Here is a 15,400-nt window from a genome sequence, read left to right as displayed (position 1 = left end):
AACTCTCCGCCCGGGAATGACCCCGCTTACGCTGTCGGCAGCTTATAGTCCTTGTATTGTTCGCGCAGGGCTACTTTCAGCAGCTTCCCCGTGGCGGTGTGCGGCAGGCTGGGGACGATCAGCACATCATCGGGCGTCCACCATTTGGCGATGCGGCCGTCCAGATAGCCGAGCACGCTGTCCTTGGTGACCGTCGCACCCTCCTTGGGTACCACCAGCAGCAGTGGCCGTTCGTCCCACTTCGGGTGATGCACGCCGATCACGCAGGCTTCCGCCACGCCCGGCGCACCAACGGCGACATTTTCCAGATCGATGGACGACACCCACTCGCCGCCGGACTTGATCACATCCTTGGCGCGATCGACGATCTGCATGTAGCCAAGCGGATCGAGCGTGGCGACATCGCCCGTGTCGAACCATCCGTCTTCGAACGCGCTGGCGCCATCGCCCTTGAAATAGCTGCCCACAATCCACGGGCCCCGCACCAGCAGGCGGCCGAAAGCCACACCGTCTCGCGGCAATTCCTGGCCATCGTCGTCAACGATCTTCATTTCGACACCGAACAGCCCACGGCCCTGCTTTATACGAACATTGAGTTCATCGGCATAAGGCATTGTATCTGTTTCTGGAACGCCCGTACCCACGGTGCCGAGCGGGGACATTTCTGTCATACCCCACAGCTGCAAGACGCGCACGCCGAGCTTGTCATACGCCTCGATCATGGCGCGCGGCACAGCTGAACCACCGATGGCGGTGCGGTTCAGCTTGCCCATTGTCTCACCAGTTTTCTCCAGGTGCTGCATCATGCCCAGCCAGATGGTCGGCACGGCCAGCGCCAGATCCACCTCTTCCTCCACAATCAGCTTGTGCAGCGTTGGCGGATCGAAATTGGGGCCGCCCATCACCAGCTTCGCGCCGGCCGCAGCCGCCGTGTAGGGGATTGACCAGGCATTGGCGTGATACATCGGCGCAATCGGCAGAACGACGGTGCGGGCACCCATGGCAAACACATCGGTGGCGCAGGCGGCCATGGCGTGCAGCACGTTGGAACGGTGGCTGTATTGCACGCCCTTGGGATTGCCGGTGGTACCGCTGGTGTAGCACAGGCCCGCCGGCGCATTCTCCGGCATATCGGTCCACGGCGCATCCACGCTCTCGGCCGCCAACAGATCCTCATAACAGAGCAGCTTCAGGCTGGACTCCGGCATGTGATCACGATCAGTGAGCAGCACATAATGCTCGATTGTCGAGAGACTTGGCGCCAGCTTCTCAACCAGCTTCACAAACGTCAGATCGAAGAACAGCACCCGGTCTTCGGCGTGGTTGGCGATGTAGATGATCTGCTCTTCAAACAGGCGCGGGTTGATGGTGTGGGCAACGCCGCCCATGCCGGAAATGCCATACCAGCTTTCGACATGGCGCCAGGTGTTCCAGGCCAGCGTGGCAATGCGATCGCCGGGCTGCATGCCCAACCGCCGCAGCGCGCCCGCCACTTGGCGAGCGCGGCCGCGCACGGTGGCCCAGTTGGTGCGATGCTTGGGCCCTTCGCAGCTCAGCGACACGATCTCGCGCTGACCATGATAAATCGCCGCGTGATCGATCAGCTTGCTCACCAGCAGCGGCCAATCCTGCATCGTTCCCAACATGCGCGTCCTCCCCAAATTTTCTCATGCAGCGCGCCTTTCTGACCGCGGCACCTTGCCAATAGTTCATATCCCAGCCGTCGAACCGCGAAAAGGGGGCTTGACGAAAAGAACATTACAGGAACATAAAGCGCAGAACAGTTAAGGAACATTCTGGCGATTCGTCGCTGGCAAGGGGATAAGATGATGACGATGCTGTTGATGTTGTTGGCCTGTGTGGCCGCCTGGGCCCTTGTTGGCCTCATGCTGGGTGACGCCCGCCTGGCGTTGGTCGATGCCCTGCGCGGGCAACCGGTTCAAGGCGGCGGCTGGATGCCGTCGTCGGCACTGTTGGTGCGGTCGTCGATCGTCCGCCCAGTCCGGGCCTTAACCCGGGCATAGGAGTTGATCGCCATCGGGATCGACACGGCATAAACGATGGTGATGATGGCGAGCGTTGGCCACGGATTGGTGAACAACGCGCCGGCCAGCAAGCCGATGGCCGCCAACGCCGTCAAGCGCCACGACGGCCGCAGCCGCAGCGACCCCCAGCCATAGCTTGGCAGGTTTGACACCATCAGGAACGCCACGGTGAGCGAGGTGACGGCAACCACGCCCGCGCGCACCGCAAGATCATCTAGCGCTGATGGCGCCAACCAGAAGTGCACATACAGTGGCGCCAGTGTCAGGCCCGCAGCTGCCGGTGCCGGTATCCCGGTCAGATAGCCGAGTTTCTTGTGCGGCTGGTCATCGGCATCGATCTGGGCATTGAACCGGGCCAACCGCAGTGCACAGGCAATGGCATTGGCCAATGCGATCACCCAACCCAGTCGTCCCGGCAGATGCTGCAAGGCCCACAGATACAGAATCAGCGTCGGCGCCACGCCAAAGGCCGTCACGTCTGACAGCGAATCCAGTTCGGCACCAAAGCGGCTGCTGCCCTTCAACAAGCGCGCGATGCGGCCATCGATGCCATCAAGCACGCCAGCCAGCAGAACCGCAACCACGGCCTTTTCCCATTCCCCACCGATGGCAAAACGCACCCCGGTCAGCCCGCAACACAAGGCCAGCACGGTCACCGCATTCGGCACGACTGCGCGCAACGGAATGCCGCGGCGGCGAGGTGGTTCGCGGTCGATCATCGCTTGTGCATCAGCAGGCAGGCCGCGTCATTGCGCCTGCGCGCTCTGCATCAGGGGCGCACCCTTCACCGCCAGAACGGTTTCCCCGGCGATGGCCCGCTGGCCCACCGCAACGGCGGGCACATAGCCGGCCGGCAGGAACACATCGACCCGGCTGCCAAAGCGGATCAGGCCAAAGCGCTCACCCACCTTCAGCGCCTGGCCCACATCCACCCACTTCATGATCCGCCGCGCCACCAGGCCGGCAATCTGGGTGAAGGCGACACGCACGCCGCTGGCATCTTCCATCACGAAATACTGCCGCTCATTCTCTTCACTCGCCTTGTCGAGATCGGCATTGAGGAACTTGCCTGGCACATAAACGATGCGCGTCAGCCGCCCCGCGATCGGCGCGCGATTCACGTGCACATCGAAAACGTTCATGAAAACGGTAACGCGCGTAACCAGGCCCTCGCCCAGGCCGCCTTCACCCAGCAACTGGCGCGGCACCTCGACGTTGGTGATCAGGCTCACAAGGCCATCGGCCGGCGACACGATCAAATTCTCGCCAATGGGCGTCACCCGCACCGGATCACGGAAAAAAGCTGCCACCCAGATCGCAATGCCAAGCAGCACGAAGCTGAGCGCCGTCCATTCCAGCACCAGCCCGCTGAACAGAACGGCGGCCAGCGCGATTCCCAGGAATTTGCGGCCTTCTGGGTGCATGTCGGGGAGGCGATACTTGGCGCTCTCACCCGGCACCAGCGGCAGTGGCCCGGCCGGGACCTCGGGCGGTGGTGGCGGCGCAGACGGCAGTTGCGGTTCCGCGTCCGGCGTTACCTTCAACGCGTTCAGCTCGGCCTCAAGCTCTTCAAGCGTCAGTTTCTTGTCAGGATCGGTCATGCTTGCTGCTTTAGCCCCGTCATACGCCGCTTGGCAATTGATCGCGCATTGCGCACCGCCCGTCGATGCGTCACAGGGCGGCGATGATCCAATCCCTGCTGCTGTTCTGTGGTTCCCGCCCCGGCCATGATCCTGCCCATGCCGAACTGGCTGCGGGCCTTGGCCGGCTCTGTGCCGAACACGGCGTCACCCTTGTCTACGGCGGCGGCCGCGTCGGGCTGATGGGCGTGGCAGCGCGGGCCTGCAAGGAAGGTGGCGGCCGCGTGATCGGCATCATCCCCAGCCTGTTGATGACCACCGAAATCGCCCAGGACGGGCTTGATGAACTGCACGTTGTGGAGACCCTGCACGAGCGCAAGGCGCTGATGCACAGGCTTTCCGATGCCATCATCGCCCTGCCCGGCAGCATCGGAACCCTCGACGAATTCTTCGAAAGCCTGACCTGGCGGGAACTGGGCATTCACGACAAGCCGATCTGGCTGCTGGGCGGCAACGGCTATTGGGATCCGCTTACGGCGTTGCTCGCCCATATCATTGCCGCCGGCTTTGGCCCGCCGCATTTGGCTGCGCTTGCCGAACCGCTGGAAAATCTGGCGGCCTTGTCGGAAAAGCTTGGGTAAAACAGCGGCTGACACCATTGACCGGCCCGCCCGCCACCCCCTAGAACGACTGCTACAAACCGTCGCAGCAACGCAGGAAGTACAAGATGCCGAAGATGAAGGTCGAAAACCCCGTTGTCGAGCTCGACGGCGACGAGATGACCCGCATCATCTGGCAATGGATCCGCGAGCAACTGATCCTGCCCTATCTCGACATTGATCTGAAATATTACGACCTCGGCATGGAAAGCCGGGATGATAGCAACGACAAGATCACGGTTGAATCCGCCAATGCCATCAAGGAGTTCGGTGTTGGCGTGAAATGCGCCACCATCACGCCCGACGAAGCCCGCGTGAAGGAATTCGGGTTGAAGCGGATGTGGAAATCGCCCAACGGCACCATCCGCAACATCCTGGGCGGCGTGGTGTTCCGCGAACCCATCGTCATCAAGTCCGTGCCGCGCCTCGTGCCGGGCTGGACCGATCCCATCGTCATCGGCCGCCATGCCTTTGGTGACCAATACCGCGCCACCGATTTCAAGGTGCCCGGCCCCGGCAAGCTGACCATGCGCTGGGAAGCGCAGGATGGTTCGAGCGTGATCGAGGAAGAGGTATTCGAATTCCCGTCGTCGGGCGTCGCCATGGGCATGTACAACCTCGACGACAGCATCCGCGATTTCGCCCGCGCCTGCCTGAACTATGGCCTCGATCGCGGCTGGCCGGTCTATCTTTCGACCAAGAACACCATCCTGAAGGCCTATGATGGCCGCTTCAAGGATCTGTTCGAAGAAGTTTACACCAATGATTTCAAGGCCCAATATCGCAAGGCCGGCATCGTTTACGAACATCGCCTGATCGACGATCTGGTCGCCTCCGCCCTGAAATGGTCGGGCAAGTTCGTCTGGGCCTGCAAGAATTATGACGGCGACGTGCAGTCGGACATGGTGGCGCAGGGCTATGGCAGCCTCGGCCTGATGACCAGCATCCTGCTCACCCCCGATGGCAAGACGGTGGAAGCCGAAGCCGCGCACGGCACCGTGACCCGCCATTACCGCATGCATCAGGAAGGCAAGCCGACCAGCACCAACCCGATCGCCAGCATCTTTGCCTGGACCGGCGGCCTGAAGCATCGCGGCAAGCTGGATGGCACGCCGATGGTGACGAAGTTCGCCGAAACGCTGGAGCGCGTCTGCGTCGAGACCGTGGAATCGGGTGCGATGACCAAGGATCTGGCGCTGCTGATCGGCCCCGATCAGGCCTGGATGACCACGGAGAAATTCTTCGAAGCCGTTCGCGCCAATCTCGATGCCGCCATCGTAAAGGGTCTGTAAGGCCGCGCTTGCCCTCCCCTGCCCGGCCCGCCATTAGGCAGGCTTCGCTGGGGAGAGTGACATGTCGGATTTCACCATCAGCCGCCGCCAATTGCTGGCTGGCACCGCCGCGCTTGGCGTTACTGGCCCGGCGCTGGCGCAGCCGACCGCCGATGATCAACTGCTCGCACTGTTCGATGCGATTTTTGCTGAAGGGATCGCCGATTCCCCCGAACGGGCCACCGCGCTGGGGCTCGACACCGGCGCCAACGCTGGCCTGAAATCGCAGCTTTCGGATTACAGCCGCGCCGGCCGCACCGCCGATCTGGCCCGCGCCAAGCACCAGCTCGAACGGCTGCGCGCCATCCCGACAGATGCCCTTTCGTCTGCCCGCCGTCTCGATCGCGACGTGGTCGAACATGATCTGTCGCGCCGGGTGATGAATGAAACCCGCTTCGGCTTCGGCAGCGCCGGCGGCAATTTCGCGCCCTATGTGCTCACGCACAGCGATGGCGCCTATCGTGAGGTGCCCGGGTTCCTGGAAAATCAGCACCGGGTGAACAACAGCGACGATGCCGAGGCCTGGCTGGGCCGCCTGTCCGCCTTTGCTGGCGCGCTCGATCAGAACACGCAGCGCCTGCGCGAGGAAGCGGCGATGGGCGTGGCGCCGCCAGCCTTCCTGCTCGATCTGGCTCTGCCGCAGATGCAGCGCCTGCGTGACACCCCGGCCGGTGAGACAGCACTGGTCACTGCGCTCACTCGCAAGGCCGTCGCCGCCAATGTGGCCGGCGCATGGGGCGGCCGTGCGCTGGCCATTGTCGAACGCGAAATCTTCCCCGCGCTCGATCGCCAGATCAGCGCCGTCACCGCCTTGCGCGCAACGGCCACAATGGATGCCGGTGTGTGGAAGCTGCCCGAAGGCGCGGCTTATTATGATTCGGCGGTCAAATCCTCGACCACCACCAACTACACGGCCGAGGAAGTGCATCAGCTCGGCTTCGCCCAGGTCGCTGAAATTTCAGCCCAGCTCGATACGCTGCTGAAGGGCCAGGGTCTCACCCAAGGCACGGTTGGCCAGCGGCTGGTGGCCCTGAACGAGCGGCCGGACCAGACCTATCCCAACTCCGATGCCGGCAAGGAGGAACTGCTCAGTGAATTGCGCAGCCATGCCGCGCGCATGTACCCGCAACTCGAAAAACTTTTCATCAGCCAGCCCAAATCAAAACTGGATGTGAAACGCGTGCCGGTGGCTATTCAGGAAGGCGGCGCCGGCGCTTATTACCAGGCCGGCACACCGGATGGGAGCCGCAATGGCACCTTCTTCATCAACCTGACCGACAGTTTCGACCGGCCAAAGTTTGGCCTGCCCACCATCACCTTCCACGAAGGCATCCCCGGCCACCATTTTCAGGTGATGCTGGCGCTGGAAAGCCCCGATGTCCCGCCGATCCGCCGCCGCGCCGGCTACAGCACCTATACCGAGGGTTGGGCGCTCTATGCCGAAACACTGGCGGACGAGATCGGCTATTACGATGGAAACCCATTGGGACGCATCGGCTATCTGCAAAGCCTGCTGTTCCGTGCCACACGGCTGGTGGTCGATACAGGCATCCACCACAAACGCTGGAGCAAGGATCAGGCGATCCAATATATGGTGGATACCACTGGCTTTGCTCGCGGCCGTACCACCCGCGAAATCGTGCGCTATTGCGGGGCGCCGGGCCAGGCGTTGAGCTACAAGATCGGCCACACCAAGTGGCTTGCGGTGCGCGACATGGTAAAGGCCAAGCAGGGCGCCGCGTTCGACGTGCGCCAGTTCCACGAAATATTGCGGCTGGGCGCCATGCCGCTGGTGCTGTTCGAGCGGGAAGCGCTGCGCCGCGCCTGAGGCGTGACATCCAGCGCCGCAGCCGCCATGGTATTCAAATGGCGCTCAACCTCGACAGCTCTGCCTTCAAGGACATGGTGCTGGTGCTGGGCGCCACCGGGCTAGTGATTCCGGCCTTTGCCGCACTGCGCATCTCGCCGGTGATCGGCTTCATCCTGATCGGCGTGGCGGCCGGGCCGTTCGGGCTGGGGCAATTTCCCGGACTGGACTGGTTGGCCCTGTCCAACCCTGAAAGCCTGGGAGCGCCAGCGGAACTGGGCGTGGCGCTGCTGCTTTTTGCACTCGGGCTGGAACTCAACCTCGATCGCATCCGCACCATGCGCAACGTGATCTTTGGTCTCGGCAGCCAGCAGATGCTGCTCTGCGGCGGGCTGATCGCGGCAGTGTTGTACGTGGCTGGCCTGCCGCCAGTGGCGGTGGCCGCCATTGCCGGCGCGCTGGCGCTGTCGTCCACGGCGGTGGGCCTGCAACTGCTCTCGGCCAGCGGGCGTATCAACAGCCAGGCCGGGCGCAAGGCGCTGGGCGTGCTGCTGTTTCAGGATCTGGCCATCGCGCCGATGCTGCTGCTGATCGGCGCCGGAGCGGCCAGTGACGCAGGTGGCAATTTCGGCCGCAGCCTTGCGATCGGTGTGGGGGCACTGATTGGCATCGCGCTGTTTGCCCGCCACATTGTGCCGCCGCTGTTCCTGCAGGCCGCGCGCACCCGCCGGTCGGAGCTGTTCCTTGCTGCTGCGCTGGTCGTCTTGATCGGTTCAGCGGCCACGGCGGCGGTGGCCGGCCTGTCACCGGCTGTAGGTGCGCTCACCGCAGGGCTGATGTTGTCCACCAGCGATTATCGTCGCCAGATCGAAGCGGCGATCCAGCCATTCGAAGGCCTGCTGCTCGGCGTGTTCCTGATCTGGGTGGGCAGCGGCCTTGATCTGGGGGCAATTGCCGAAAATCCTTGGCCGGTGCTGGGCGGCACGGTGGCGGTGATCCTGCTCAAGGGCGGCGCCATCTATGGCCTGCTGCGCGTGCGGCAGGCACGCCGGGGCGTTGCTGGCCATGTCGCGCTGCTGCTGGCCAGCCCGTCCGAAACCAGCCTGATCGTGCTGGGCGCCGCTGTTTCGGCGCGGCTGATCGGCGGCGTCGAAGCACAATATGCATTGGCGGTAGCCTCGCTCACCCTGGCGCTGGCGCCGCTGCTCGGGCTGGCGGGCGCGCAGCTGGAGGCCCAGAGCAACGAAGACCTGCAGGAGCCTGCGCCAGAAACGGCCGACCAGCAGACCGTGATCATCGGTTATGGCCGCGTTGGCCGGCTGGTGGCACAGATGCTGGACATGCACGGCCAACCCTGGCTGGCGGTGGACAGCGACCCTGACGAGGTGCAGCGCCTTCGCCGCGGCGGCAAACGGGTGATCTATGGCGACGCCCGCCGCCCCGAACTGCTCGATCGGCTCAAGCTCGATCATGCCCGCGCCGTGGTGCTCACCATCGACGACATGCGCATGCTGGATCTGCTGGTGCGCCGCATCCGCGCCAGCCACCCCGATCTGTGCATCGTGGTGCGCGCCCGCGATGCCGAACATGCCGGCACGCTCTATGGTGCCGGGGCCACCGATGCCGTGCCCGAAACCGTGGAAAGCAGCCTGCAACTGGCCGAAGTCGTGCTGGTGGACCTGGGCGTCGCAATGGGCCCGGTGATAGCGTCGGTCCACGAAAAGCGCGAAGAGTTGCGCACTCAGATCAAGGGCAGCGGTGCCTCGCCCAAGCGCCCGCCCTTGCGCACGCTGCGGCGCTGATCAATCAAGCCGGCTTGCGCCAGGCCATGATGTGGAAATTCGGCACCCGGTTATAACGGTCGCGCTTGTCGGCCGGGCCGCCGGTGGCGGGCGGCTCGTCGAAATGGGTGAGCAGCAGCCCGTGGCCCAACAGCGCCTGCATGTAGCGCTTGAGCGGGCGGTGGTGATTGATGATATCAACGCCCTGCCACGCCGTCCGGCGCGGGCGCTCCTCCAGATAATGATCGATGGGGAAGCTGGGTTCGCCGATCAGCGGTTTGACCCAGCCCAATTCAACCGCTGCCGTATTGAAAGCCGTAAGATTGGCGATGAGCAGATGGCCGCCCGGCCGGATTGCGGCGACGATGCGAGCGAATGCTGCATCCAGATCGGGCATATCGATCAGCGAAAGATAGCAAATGGCCATGTCATAACCGGAGGCCGGTACAATCATGGTCTCTGCCGGAGCCCCCCGGTAATCGCCATCGGGATGCAGTGCCTTTGCCTGCGCAATCAGCGCAGCGGCCGGATCAACGCCGGTTGTGGTAATGCCACGCGCGGCCAGCATGCGGCAGAAGCGCCCTTCCCCACAGCCAACATCGAGCACACGCGCCGGGGCGCGTTCATCCACCAGCGCCAGCATCGGCTCATCCAGCACATGAACACGGCCGAAATCGCCGGTTTCGCCCTGGATGGCGATCCACGCTGCCGCCGACGCATCCCAACCGCTCATGACTGCCCCCTCGTTTGCGGGGGGGGGCTTTGGCCGGTCAGGCCAGCAAAGTCAAGCGGTGAGCGCGGCTTTCACGGCGGCAATGGCGTCGGCCGCCTTGTCCGCATCGGGGCCGCCGGCCTGCGCCATGTCGGCCCGGCCGCCGCCGCCTTGGCCGCCGAGCGCGGCCGCAGCGACGCGCACGAGGTCCACGGCCGAACGCGTGCCCACCAGATCATCGGTCACGCCAACGGCCACGCTGGCGCGGCCGTCGTTCACCGCCACGATGGCGACGATGCCGCTGCCCAGCGCCTGCTTGGCTTCATCCACCAATCCGCGCAGCGCCTTGGCTTCCAGCCCGTCCAGAACCTGGCCCTGGAAGGCGATGCCATTCACCATTTCGGGGCCCGCCTTGGTGCCAGCGGGGCCGGCGAGTGCCAGTGCCTTCTTGGCATCGGCGAGTTCACGTTCCAGTCGCTTGCGCTCTTCGATCAGGGTGGCGAGCCGCGCCGGCACTTCTTCCGGGCGCGCCTTGATGGCGGCCGCGGCTTCCAGCAGCAGCGCTTCACGCTCGTTCAGCCATTCACGCGCAGCAATGCCGGTTTTGCCTTCGATGCGGCGCACGCCGCTGGCGACAGCGCTTTCACCGGTGATCTTGAGCAGCCCGATATCGCCAAGCGCTTCGGCGTGGGTGCCGCCACACAATTCCACCGAATAGGTATCGCCGCCATCATCGGCGCCCATCGACAGCACGCGCACTTCCTCGCCGTACTTCTCACCAAACAGCGCCATGGCGCCGGCTTCGATGGCGGCGTCCGGCGTCATCAGCTTGGTCGAAACCGGGCGATTGCCCAGGATCTGGGCGTTCACATCGGCTTCCACCTGCGCCAGTTCGGCCGGCGTCATCGCCTTCTGGTGCGAGAAGTCGAAGCGCAGATAATCTTCGCCAACATAGCTGCCCTTCTGCGAGACGTGCGTGCCGAGCCGGCGACGCAACGCGGCGTGCAGCAAGTGGGTGGCGCTGTGAGCGCGGCGATGGGCACCGCGCTGGGGCGCATCCACGTCCAGCTTCACCACGTCGCCCACGGCAAGCGGACCGACGGTGAGCGTCACGTCATGCAGATGCAGCTTGCCCAGCGCCTTGCGGGTATCGGCTACACGCGACGAGAGGCCATCGCCCCAGCTGATGCTGCCACCGTCGCCGGCCTGGCCGCCGCTTTCGGCATAGAAGGGCGTCTGATTGGTGACGACGACGATCTTGTCACCGGCGTTGGCGCTGTCGATCTGCTTGCCGTCCTTCACCAGGGCCACCACCTTGGCTTCGCCGGTCAGGCTGGAATAGCCCGTGAATTCGCTGACGCCCTCGGCCTCGACAATGTCGAACCACACCGCGGCGTCCTTGGCTTCGCCGGAACCGCTCCAGGCGGCACGGGCAAGGCGACGCTGTTCCGCCATCGCCGCATCGAAACCGGCGCGATCGACCGCGATGCCGCGGGCGCGCAGCGCATCTTCGGTCAGGTCATAAGGGAAACCGAACGTATCATAGAGCTTGAAGGCAACATCGCCGGGCAGCGTGCCGCCCGTCGTCAGCTTGGCGGTCGCGTCTTCCAGCAGGCCCAGCCCACGCTCCAGCGTCTGGCGGAAACGGGTTTCTTCCAGCTTCAGCGTTTCCTCGATCAGCGCCTGCGCGCGGCCGAGCTCCGGGAAGGCCTGGCCCATGGTCGCCATCAGCGCAGGCACCAGCTGGTGCATCAACGGATCCTTGGCGCCCAACAGGTGCGCGTGGCGCATGGCGCGTCGCATGATACGACGCAACACATAGCCGCGGCCTTCATTGGCCGGCAGCACGCCATCGGCGACCAGAAAGCCCGACGAGCGCAAATGATCGGCAATCACCCGGTGCGAGGCGCGCGCCTCGGCGGTGGTAGCCTTGCCCACCTTGTCTTCGCTGGCGGCGATCAGCGTCTTGAAGGTGTCGGTATCATAATTGTCGTGCACGCCCTGCAGCACGGCGGCGATGCGTTCCAGGCCCATGCCGGTATCGATGCTGGGGCGCGGCAGGTTCAGGCGCGTGTCGCGATCGACCTGCTCATACTGCATGAACACCAGGTTCCAGATCTCGACAAAGCGATCGCCGTCCTCATCCGGGCTGCCGGGCGGGCCACCGGGAATGTGGTCGCCGTGATCGTAGAAGATTTCCGAGCAGGGTCCGCACGGGCCGGTATCGCCCATCGACCAGAAATTGTCGTTGGTGGCGATACGGATGATCTTGTCATCGGAAAGGCCGGCGATCTTCTTCCACAAGGCAGCGGCTTCATCGTCGGTGTGATAAACGGTGACGCACAGCCGGTTCTTGTCCAGGCCCCATTCGCGGGTCAGCAGATCCCAGGCCAGCGTGATCGCCTGTTCCTTGAAATAATCGCCGAACGAGAAATTGCCCAGCATTTCAAAGAACGTGTGGTGACGGGCGGTGTAGCCGACATTGTCCAGATCATTGTGCTTGCCGCCGGCGCGCACGCATTTCTGGCTGGAGGCAGCCTGCGTGTAGGGCCGGGTTTCAAGGCCGGTGAAGACATTCTTGAACGGCACCATGCCGGCGTTGACGAACATCAGCGTCGGATCATTTTGCGGCACCAGCGGTGCCGACGGCACGACCATATGGCCTGCCTTGGCAAAATGATCGAGGAAGCTCTTGCGGATGTCGTTTGAGGAAATCATGGCTGACGCGCTTACGGCAGCGCGCCGCCAGCGTAAAGAGTGGCTCAGGGTGCGAAGCTGAACATGATGACGCCATAGCCATGGCGCGCAGCGGGCGTCGCTTCGCCGCCACAGGCGGCATAGAGCCCGCGCGCCGCGCGGTTGCCACTGTTGGTGAGCACCCAGGCCCCCGCGCAGCCTAGCGACCAGGCGTGGCCGAGTGTCGCCAGCATCAGCCTGCGGCCGATGCCGCGGCGCTGAAACGCATCGGCCACGCCGACTTCGTTGATCCAGCATTCCACCGGCTTGTCGGGGTGGAGATAGGTGACGGCGCTGACGAAGCCAACGATGGCACCAGCAATGATCGCGGCAAGCAGATGGTGATCAGGATGGGCAAGAAAGCACTGGGCCATCGCCGGTTGTACGGCATCATCGAATACCCCTTCGGCCGCCAGCAGCAGCAGCAGATCGCCGGGGCCAAGCCGGCGGATAGTCAGGCCCGGGCTGTCACCAGCCATACGGCCCCCGGCAAGCGCACTTGGCCACCCATGAGAAGTGGTTGCAAAGCGCCGGCCAACAGAGGCTTTGCTGCATCGCCGATGCCGGCCTCGCGTACTGCACGAGCCGCCGGGCCGATCTTCAGGTTGAACTGCACGGCGCTGGCGATGGGATCGTCGCCTTCACTCACCATCATCTCGAACGGCAGGCTGTGAAAGGCCAGATCCTGCCAGCCTGCGGCTTCCAGCATGGTCGCCACCCGCGCGGCATCGGCAAAGGCGAAGGGGCCGGGCGCGTAAGGATCGGTCGGCGGCTGGGCGGGGAGCACATCGGCCAGCGCCGTCATCGGCAACGTGGCCCACAGATTGCGCGCGGCGGGCTGCCAGCAGGCAAACACCAGGCGGCCGCCGGTTGCGGCAAGGCTGTGGAGATGGGTGAAGGCGGCTTGCGGATCGGCAAAGAACATCACGCCAAAACGCGACAGGATGAGATCGAAGCCGGTTTCATCTGCCCACGCCGACGCATCGGCGGCAATGAACTCGGCCTCGCTCAACAAGGCCTCGGCGCGTGTACGGGCGCGGGCCAGCAACGGCTCGGATATGTCGAGGCCGATGGCATGGCCGCCCTCCCCCACTACGGCATTCACCGCCAGCGTGGTCTCGCCGGCGCCGCAGCCGATATCGAGCACCAGTTCGCCGGGTTGCGGGTTGGCGGCGGCCAGCAGGGCGGCGGTGACAGGGGTGAGCGCCAGGTCCATGCGCTCCTGCATCTGCACCCAGATGTCGCCAACCTTGCCGTTCCAATAATCGATCTGTTCGGCGTTGCTCATCGCGGCCAGGCCCCTGCTTGCTGCTGTGATTCGGATGTGACGGCAGATGCGCTTGCGGTCAATCGGCCGCGCTTGACGGGATGCCGCCGCAGATTAGCGTTGCGTCATGCGTGCACTTCTCTGCCTCCTCTCGATCATGTCGGCCAGCGCCGCACTGGCCCAGCCCTTGCTAGCCGACACAATGACCGTCACGGCCGAACGGCTGAACCGCGGCGCACTCCGGGCCCAAGCATCGAAATTCATGCGGACAGCGCTGGCTGACACGCGGAATGGCCAGAATGCGCGCTGGTTCGCGCCGCTGTGCCCGGTCGCGCTGGGCGTCGACGACAAGGTGGGCCGGCTCTTCACCAGTCGGATTTCCGATGTGGCCCGCCATGTCGGGCTGAAGCTGGCGGGCGGGGATTGTGATCCCAATGTCGCTGTGGTCTTCACCCGTGATGCGCGCACGCTGGTGAAGACGGTGAACCGCCGGCAGAATGGCGCACTTGATGCGCTGCCCGGGCCGGAACGGGCGTTGCTGAAATCGCCAACGCTGCCGGTGCGCTGGTGGCATTTCACGGCGCCGGAAAGCGCTGATGGAAAGCCGTTCAGCCCCGGCCCGCTGGGACTGGGCGCCAGCGCCAACGGTCTTCCGGGCGATATCACCTACAACAACAATGCCCGTGCCTCGCGGCTCGAGCTGCCATCACGCGTGGGGATCACCGGGGCCGTGATCGTGGTGGACATTGATCGCATCGGCGCGGTGTCGATGGCGGCGCTCACCGATTATGTCGCGCTGGTGGCGTTGTCGCGGTTGCGGATGAGTGTCAGGGAACGGCCAGAAGGGAGTATCATGGCGCTGTTCGATCCCGGCGCACCGCGCTTTGACGGGCTCACCGATCAGGACGAACGTTTCATCGAGGCCATGTACGGCAGTGGCGCCACGGTGGAGGGCTGGCGTCAGCGGGGAGACATGGCGGGCCGCATGGCAGATGCCGCCGTGGAGCCTGCAAAGATCAAGGCCACGCCGCCGCAATGACCGGCTAATAACGAAAAAGAGGCGGCCATTTGACTGGCCACCCCTTCTTTCTGGGAACCGAGCCCAAACCTTACATCTCGTCGTCGCCGGCGTCGTCGTCCGCCGACGGGCCAACCAGCAGCGCCCCGGAAATGCCGGCAGCGTTATCACGGATGATCTTCTCGATCTTGGCCGTGGTTTCCGGGTTTTCCTTCAGATATTTCTTCGCGTTCTCACGGCCCTGGCCGATGCGAATGCTGTCGTGGCTGAACCAGGCGCCGGACTTTTCAATCACACCGGCCTTGACGCCCAGATCGAGAATCTCGCCGATCTTGGAGATGCCCTCGCCATACATGATGTCGAATTCGACCTGCTTGAACGGCGGCGCCACCTTGTTCTTCACCACCTTCACCTTGGTGGTATTGCCCACGATATCGTCGCGGTCCTTGATCTGGCCGGTGCGG

The 15,400-nt window shown here is 64.2% G+C and carries 12 protein-coding genes and 1 pseudogene; 5 read left to right on the top strand and 8 right to left on the bottom strand.

Annotated elements, in window-relative coordinates:
• Nucleotides 1–26 precede the first annotated feature (26 nt).
• From Q7O19_RS00980 to Q7O19_RS00970, 3 genes are all read right to left on the bottom strand, one after another.
• On the bottom strand, nt 27–1,646 hold the full coding sequence (locus tag Q7O19_RS00980) for a long-chain-fatty-acid--CoA ligase (RefSeq protein WP_303808116.1): 1,620 nt from the start codon (nt 1,644–1,646) through the stop codon (nt 27–29).
• 293 nt (nt 1,647–1,939) lie between these two features.
• Nucleotides 1,940–2,764: a phosphatidylcholine/phosphatidylserine synthase gene (locus tag Q7O19_RS00975; protein WP_303808115.1), complete on the bottom strand. Its 825-nt coding sequence runs from the start codon at nt 2,762–2,764 to the stop codon at nt 1,940–1,942.
• A 27-nt stretch (nt 2,765–2,791) separates the two neighbouring features.
• Nucleotides 2,792–3,646, bottom strand: a complete 855-nt coding sequence (locus Q7O19_RS00970) for a phosphatidylserine decarboxylase (protein WP_303808114.1) — start codon at nt 3,644–3,646, stop codon at nt 2,792–2,794.
• 83 nt (nt 3,647–3,729) lie between these two features.
• On the opposite strand from Q7O19_RS00970, the gene Q7O19_RS00965 reads away from it, so the two are divergent.
• The 4 genes from Q7O19_RS00965 (at nt 3,730) to Q7O19_RS00950 (ending at nt 9,224) form a co-directional block, all read left to right on the top strand.
• Complete coding sequence (locus Q7O19_RS00965) at nt 3,730–4,266, top strand: TIGR00730 family Rossman fold protein (RefSeq protein ID WP_303808113.1); 537 nt, start codon at nt 3,730–3,732, stop codon at nt 4,264–4,266.
• Between the two features lie 86 nt (nt 4,267–4,352).
• Nucleotides 4,353–5,576, top strand: a complete 1,224-nt coding sequence (locus tag Q7O19_RS00960) for an NADP-dependent isocitrate dehydrogenase (RefSeq protein WP_303808112.1) — start codon at nt 4,353–4,355, stop codon at nt 5,574–5,576.
• Nucleotides 5,577–5,637: 61 nt separating this feature from the next.
• Nucleotides 5,638–7,443, top strand: coding sequence for a DUF885 family protein (locus tag Q7O19_RS00955; RefSeq protein WP_303808110.1), 1,806 nt, complete (start codon nt 5,638–5,640; stop codon nt 7,441–7,443).
• A gap of 38 nt (nt 7,444–7,481) precedes the next feature.
• Nucleotides 7,482–9,224 (top strand): cation:proton antiporter, encoded by a 1,743-nt coding sequence (locus Q7O19_RS00950; RefSeq protein WP_303808108.1) that lies wholly within the window; start codon nt 7,482–7,484, stop codon nt 9,222–9,224.
• A gap of 4 nt (nt 9,225–9,228) precedes the next feature.
• Here the strand turns inward: Q7O19_RS00950 and Q7O19_RS00945 are convergent, their stop codons facing one another.
• From Q7O19_RS00945 to Q7O19_RS00930, 4 genes are read right to left on the bottom strand one after another with little or no spacing between them, the layout of a single operon-like run.
• Nucleotides 9,229–9,936 carry a bifunctional 2-polyprenyl-6-hydroxyphenol methylase/3-demethylubiquinol 3-O-methyltransferase UbiG gene (locus tag Q7O19_RS00945; protein WP_303808106.1) on the bottom strand — a complete coding sequence of 236 codons (708 nt, stop codon included), beginning with the start codon at nt 9,934–9,936 and terminating at the stop codon, nt 9,229–9,231.
• 51 nt (nt 9,937–9,987) lie between these two features.
• Nucleotides 9,988–12,633: an alanine--tRNA ligase gene (alaS, locus tag Q7O19_RS00940; RefSeq protein ID WP_303808104.1), complete on the bottom strand. Its 2,646-nt coding sequence runs from the start codon at nt 12,631–12,633 to the stop codon at nt 9,988–9,990.
• A gap of 44 nt (nt 12,634–12,677) precedes the next feature.
• Nucleotides 12,678–13,130 carry an N-acetyltransferase gene (locus Q7O19_RS00935; protein WP_303808103.1) on the bottom strand — a complete coding sequence of 151 codons (453 nt, stop codon included), beginning with the start codon at nt 13,128–13,130 and terminating at the stop codon, nt 12,678–12,680.
• Nucleotides 13,106–13,939, bottom strand: coding sequence for a class I SAM-dependent methyltransferase (locus Q7O19_RS00930; RefSeq protein WP_303808102.1), 834 nt, complete (start codon nt 13,937–13,939; stop codon nt 13,106–13,108). The genes Q7O19_RS00935 and Q7O19_RS00930 overlap by 25 nt, the downstream gene beginning before the upstream one ends.
• A gap of 106 nt (nt 13,940–14,045) precedes the next feature.
• Here Q7O19_RS00930 and Q7O19_RS00925 point away from each other — a divergent pair, with 106 nt between their 5' ends.
• On the top strand, nt 14,046–14,957 hold the full coding sequence (locus Q7O19_RS00925; RefSeq protein ID WP_303808101.1) for a hypothetical protein: 912 nt from the start codon (nt 14,046–14,048) through the stop codon (nt 14,955–14,957).
• Between the two features lie 70 nt (nt 14,958–15,027).
• On the opposite strand, the pseudogene Q7O19_RS00920 reads toward Q7O19_RS00925, so the two are convergent.
• Nucleotides 15,028–15,400 (bottom strand): annotated as a pseudogene (locus Q7O19_RS00920) (DNA recombination/repair protein RecA); the annotation flags it as partial.

The organism is Sandarakinorhabdus limnophila DSM 17366 (genome assembly GCF_945882885.1).
Classification (GTDB): Bacteria; Pseudomonadota; Alphaproteobacteria; order Sphingomonadales; family Sphingomonadaceae; genus Sandarakinorhabdus; species Sandarakinorhabdus limnophila_A.
This window is presented reverse-complemented; position numbering and strand designations above follow the sequence as displayed.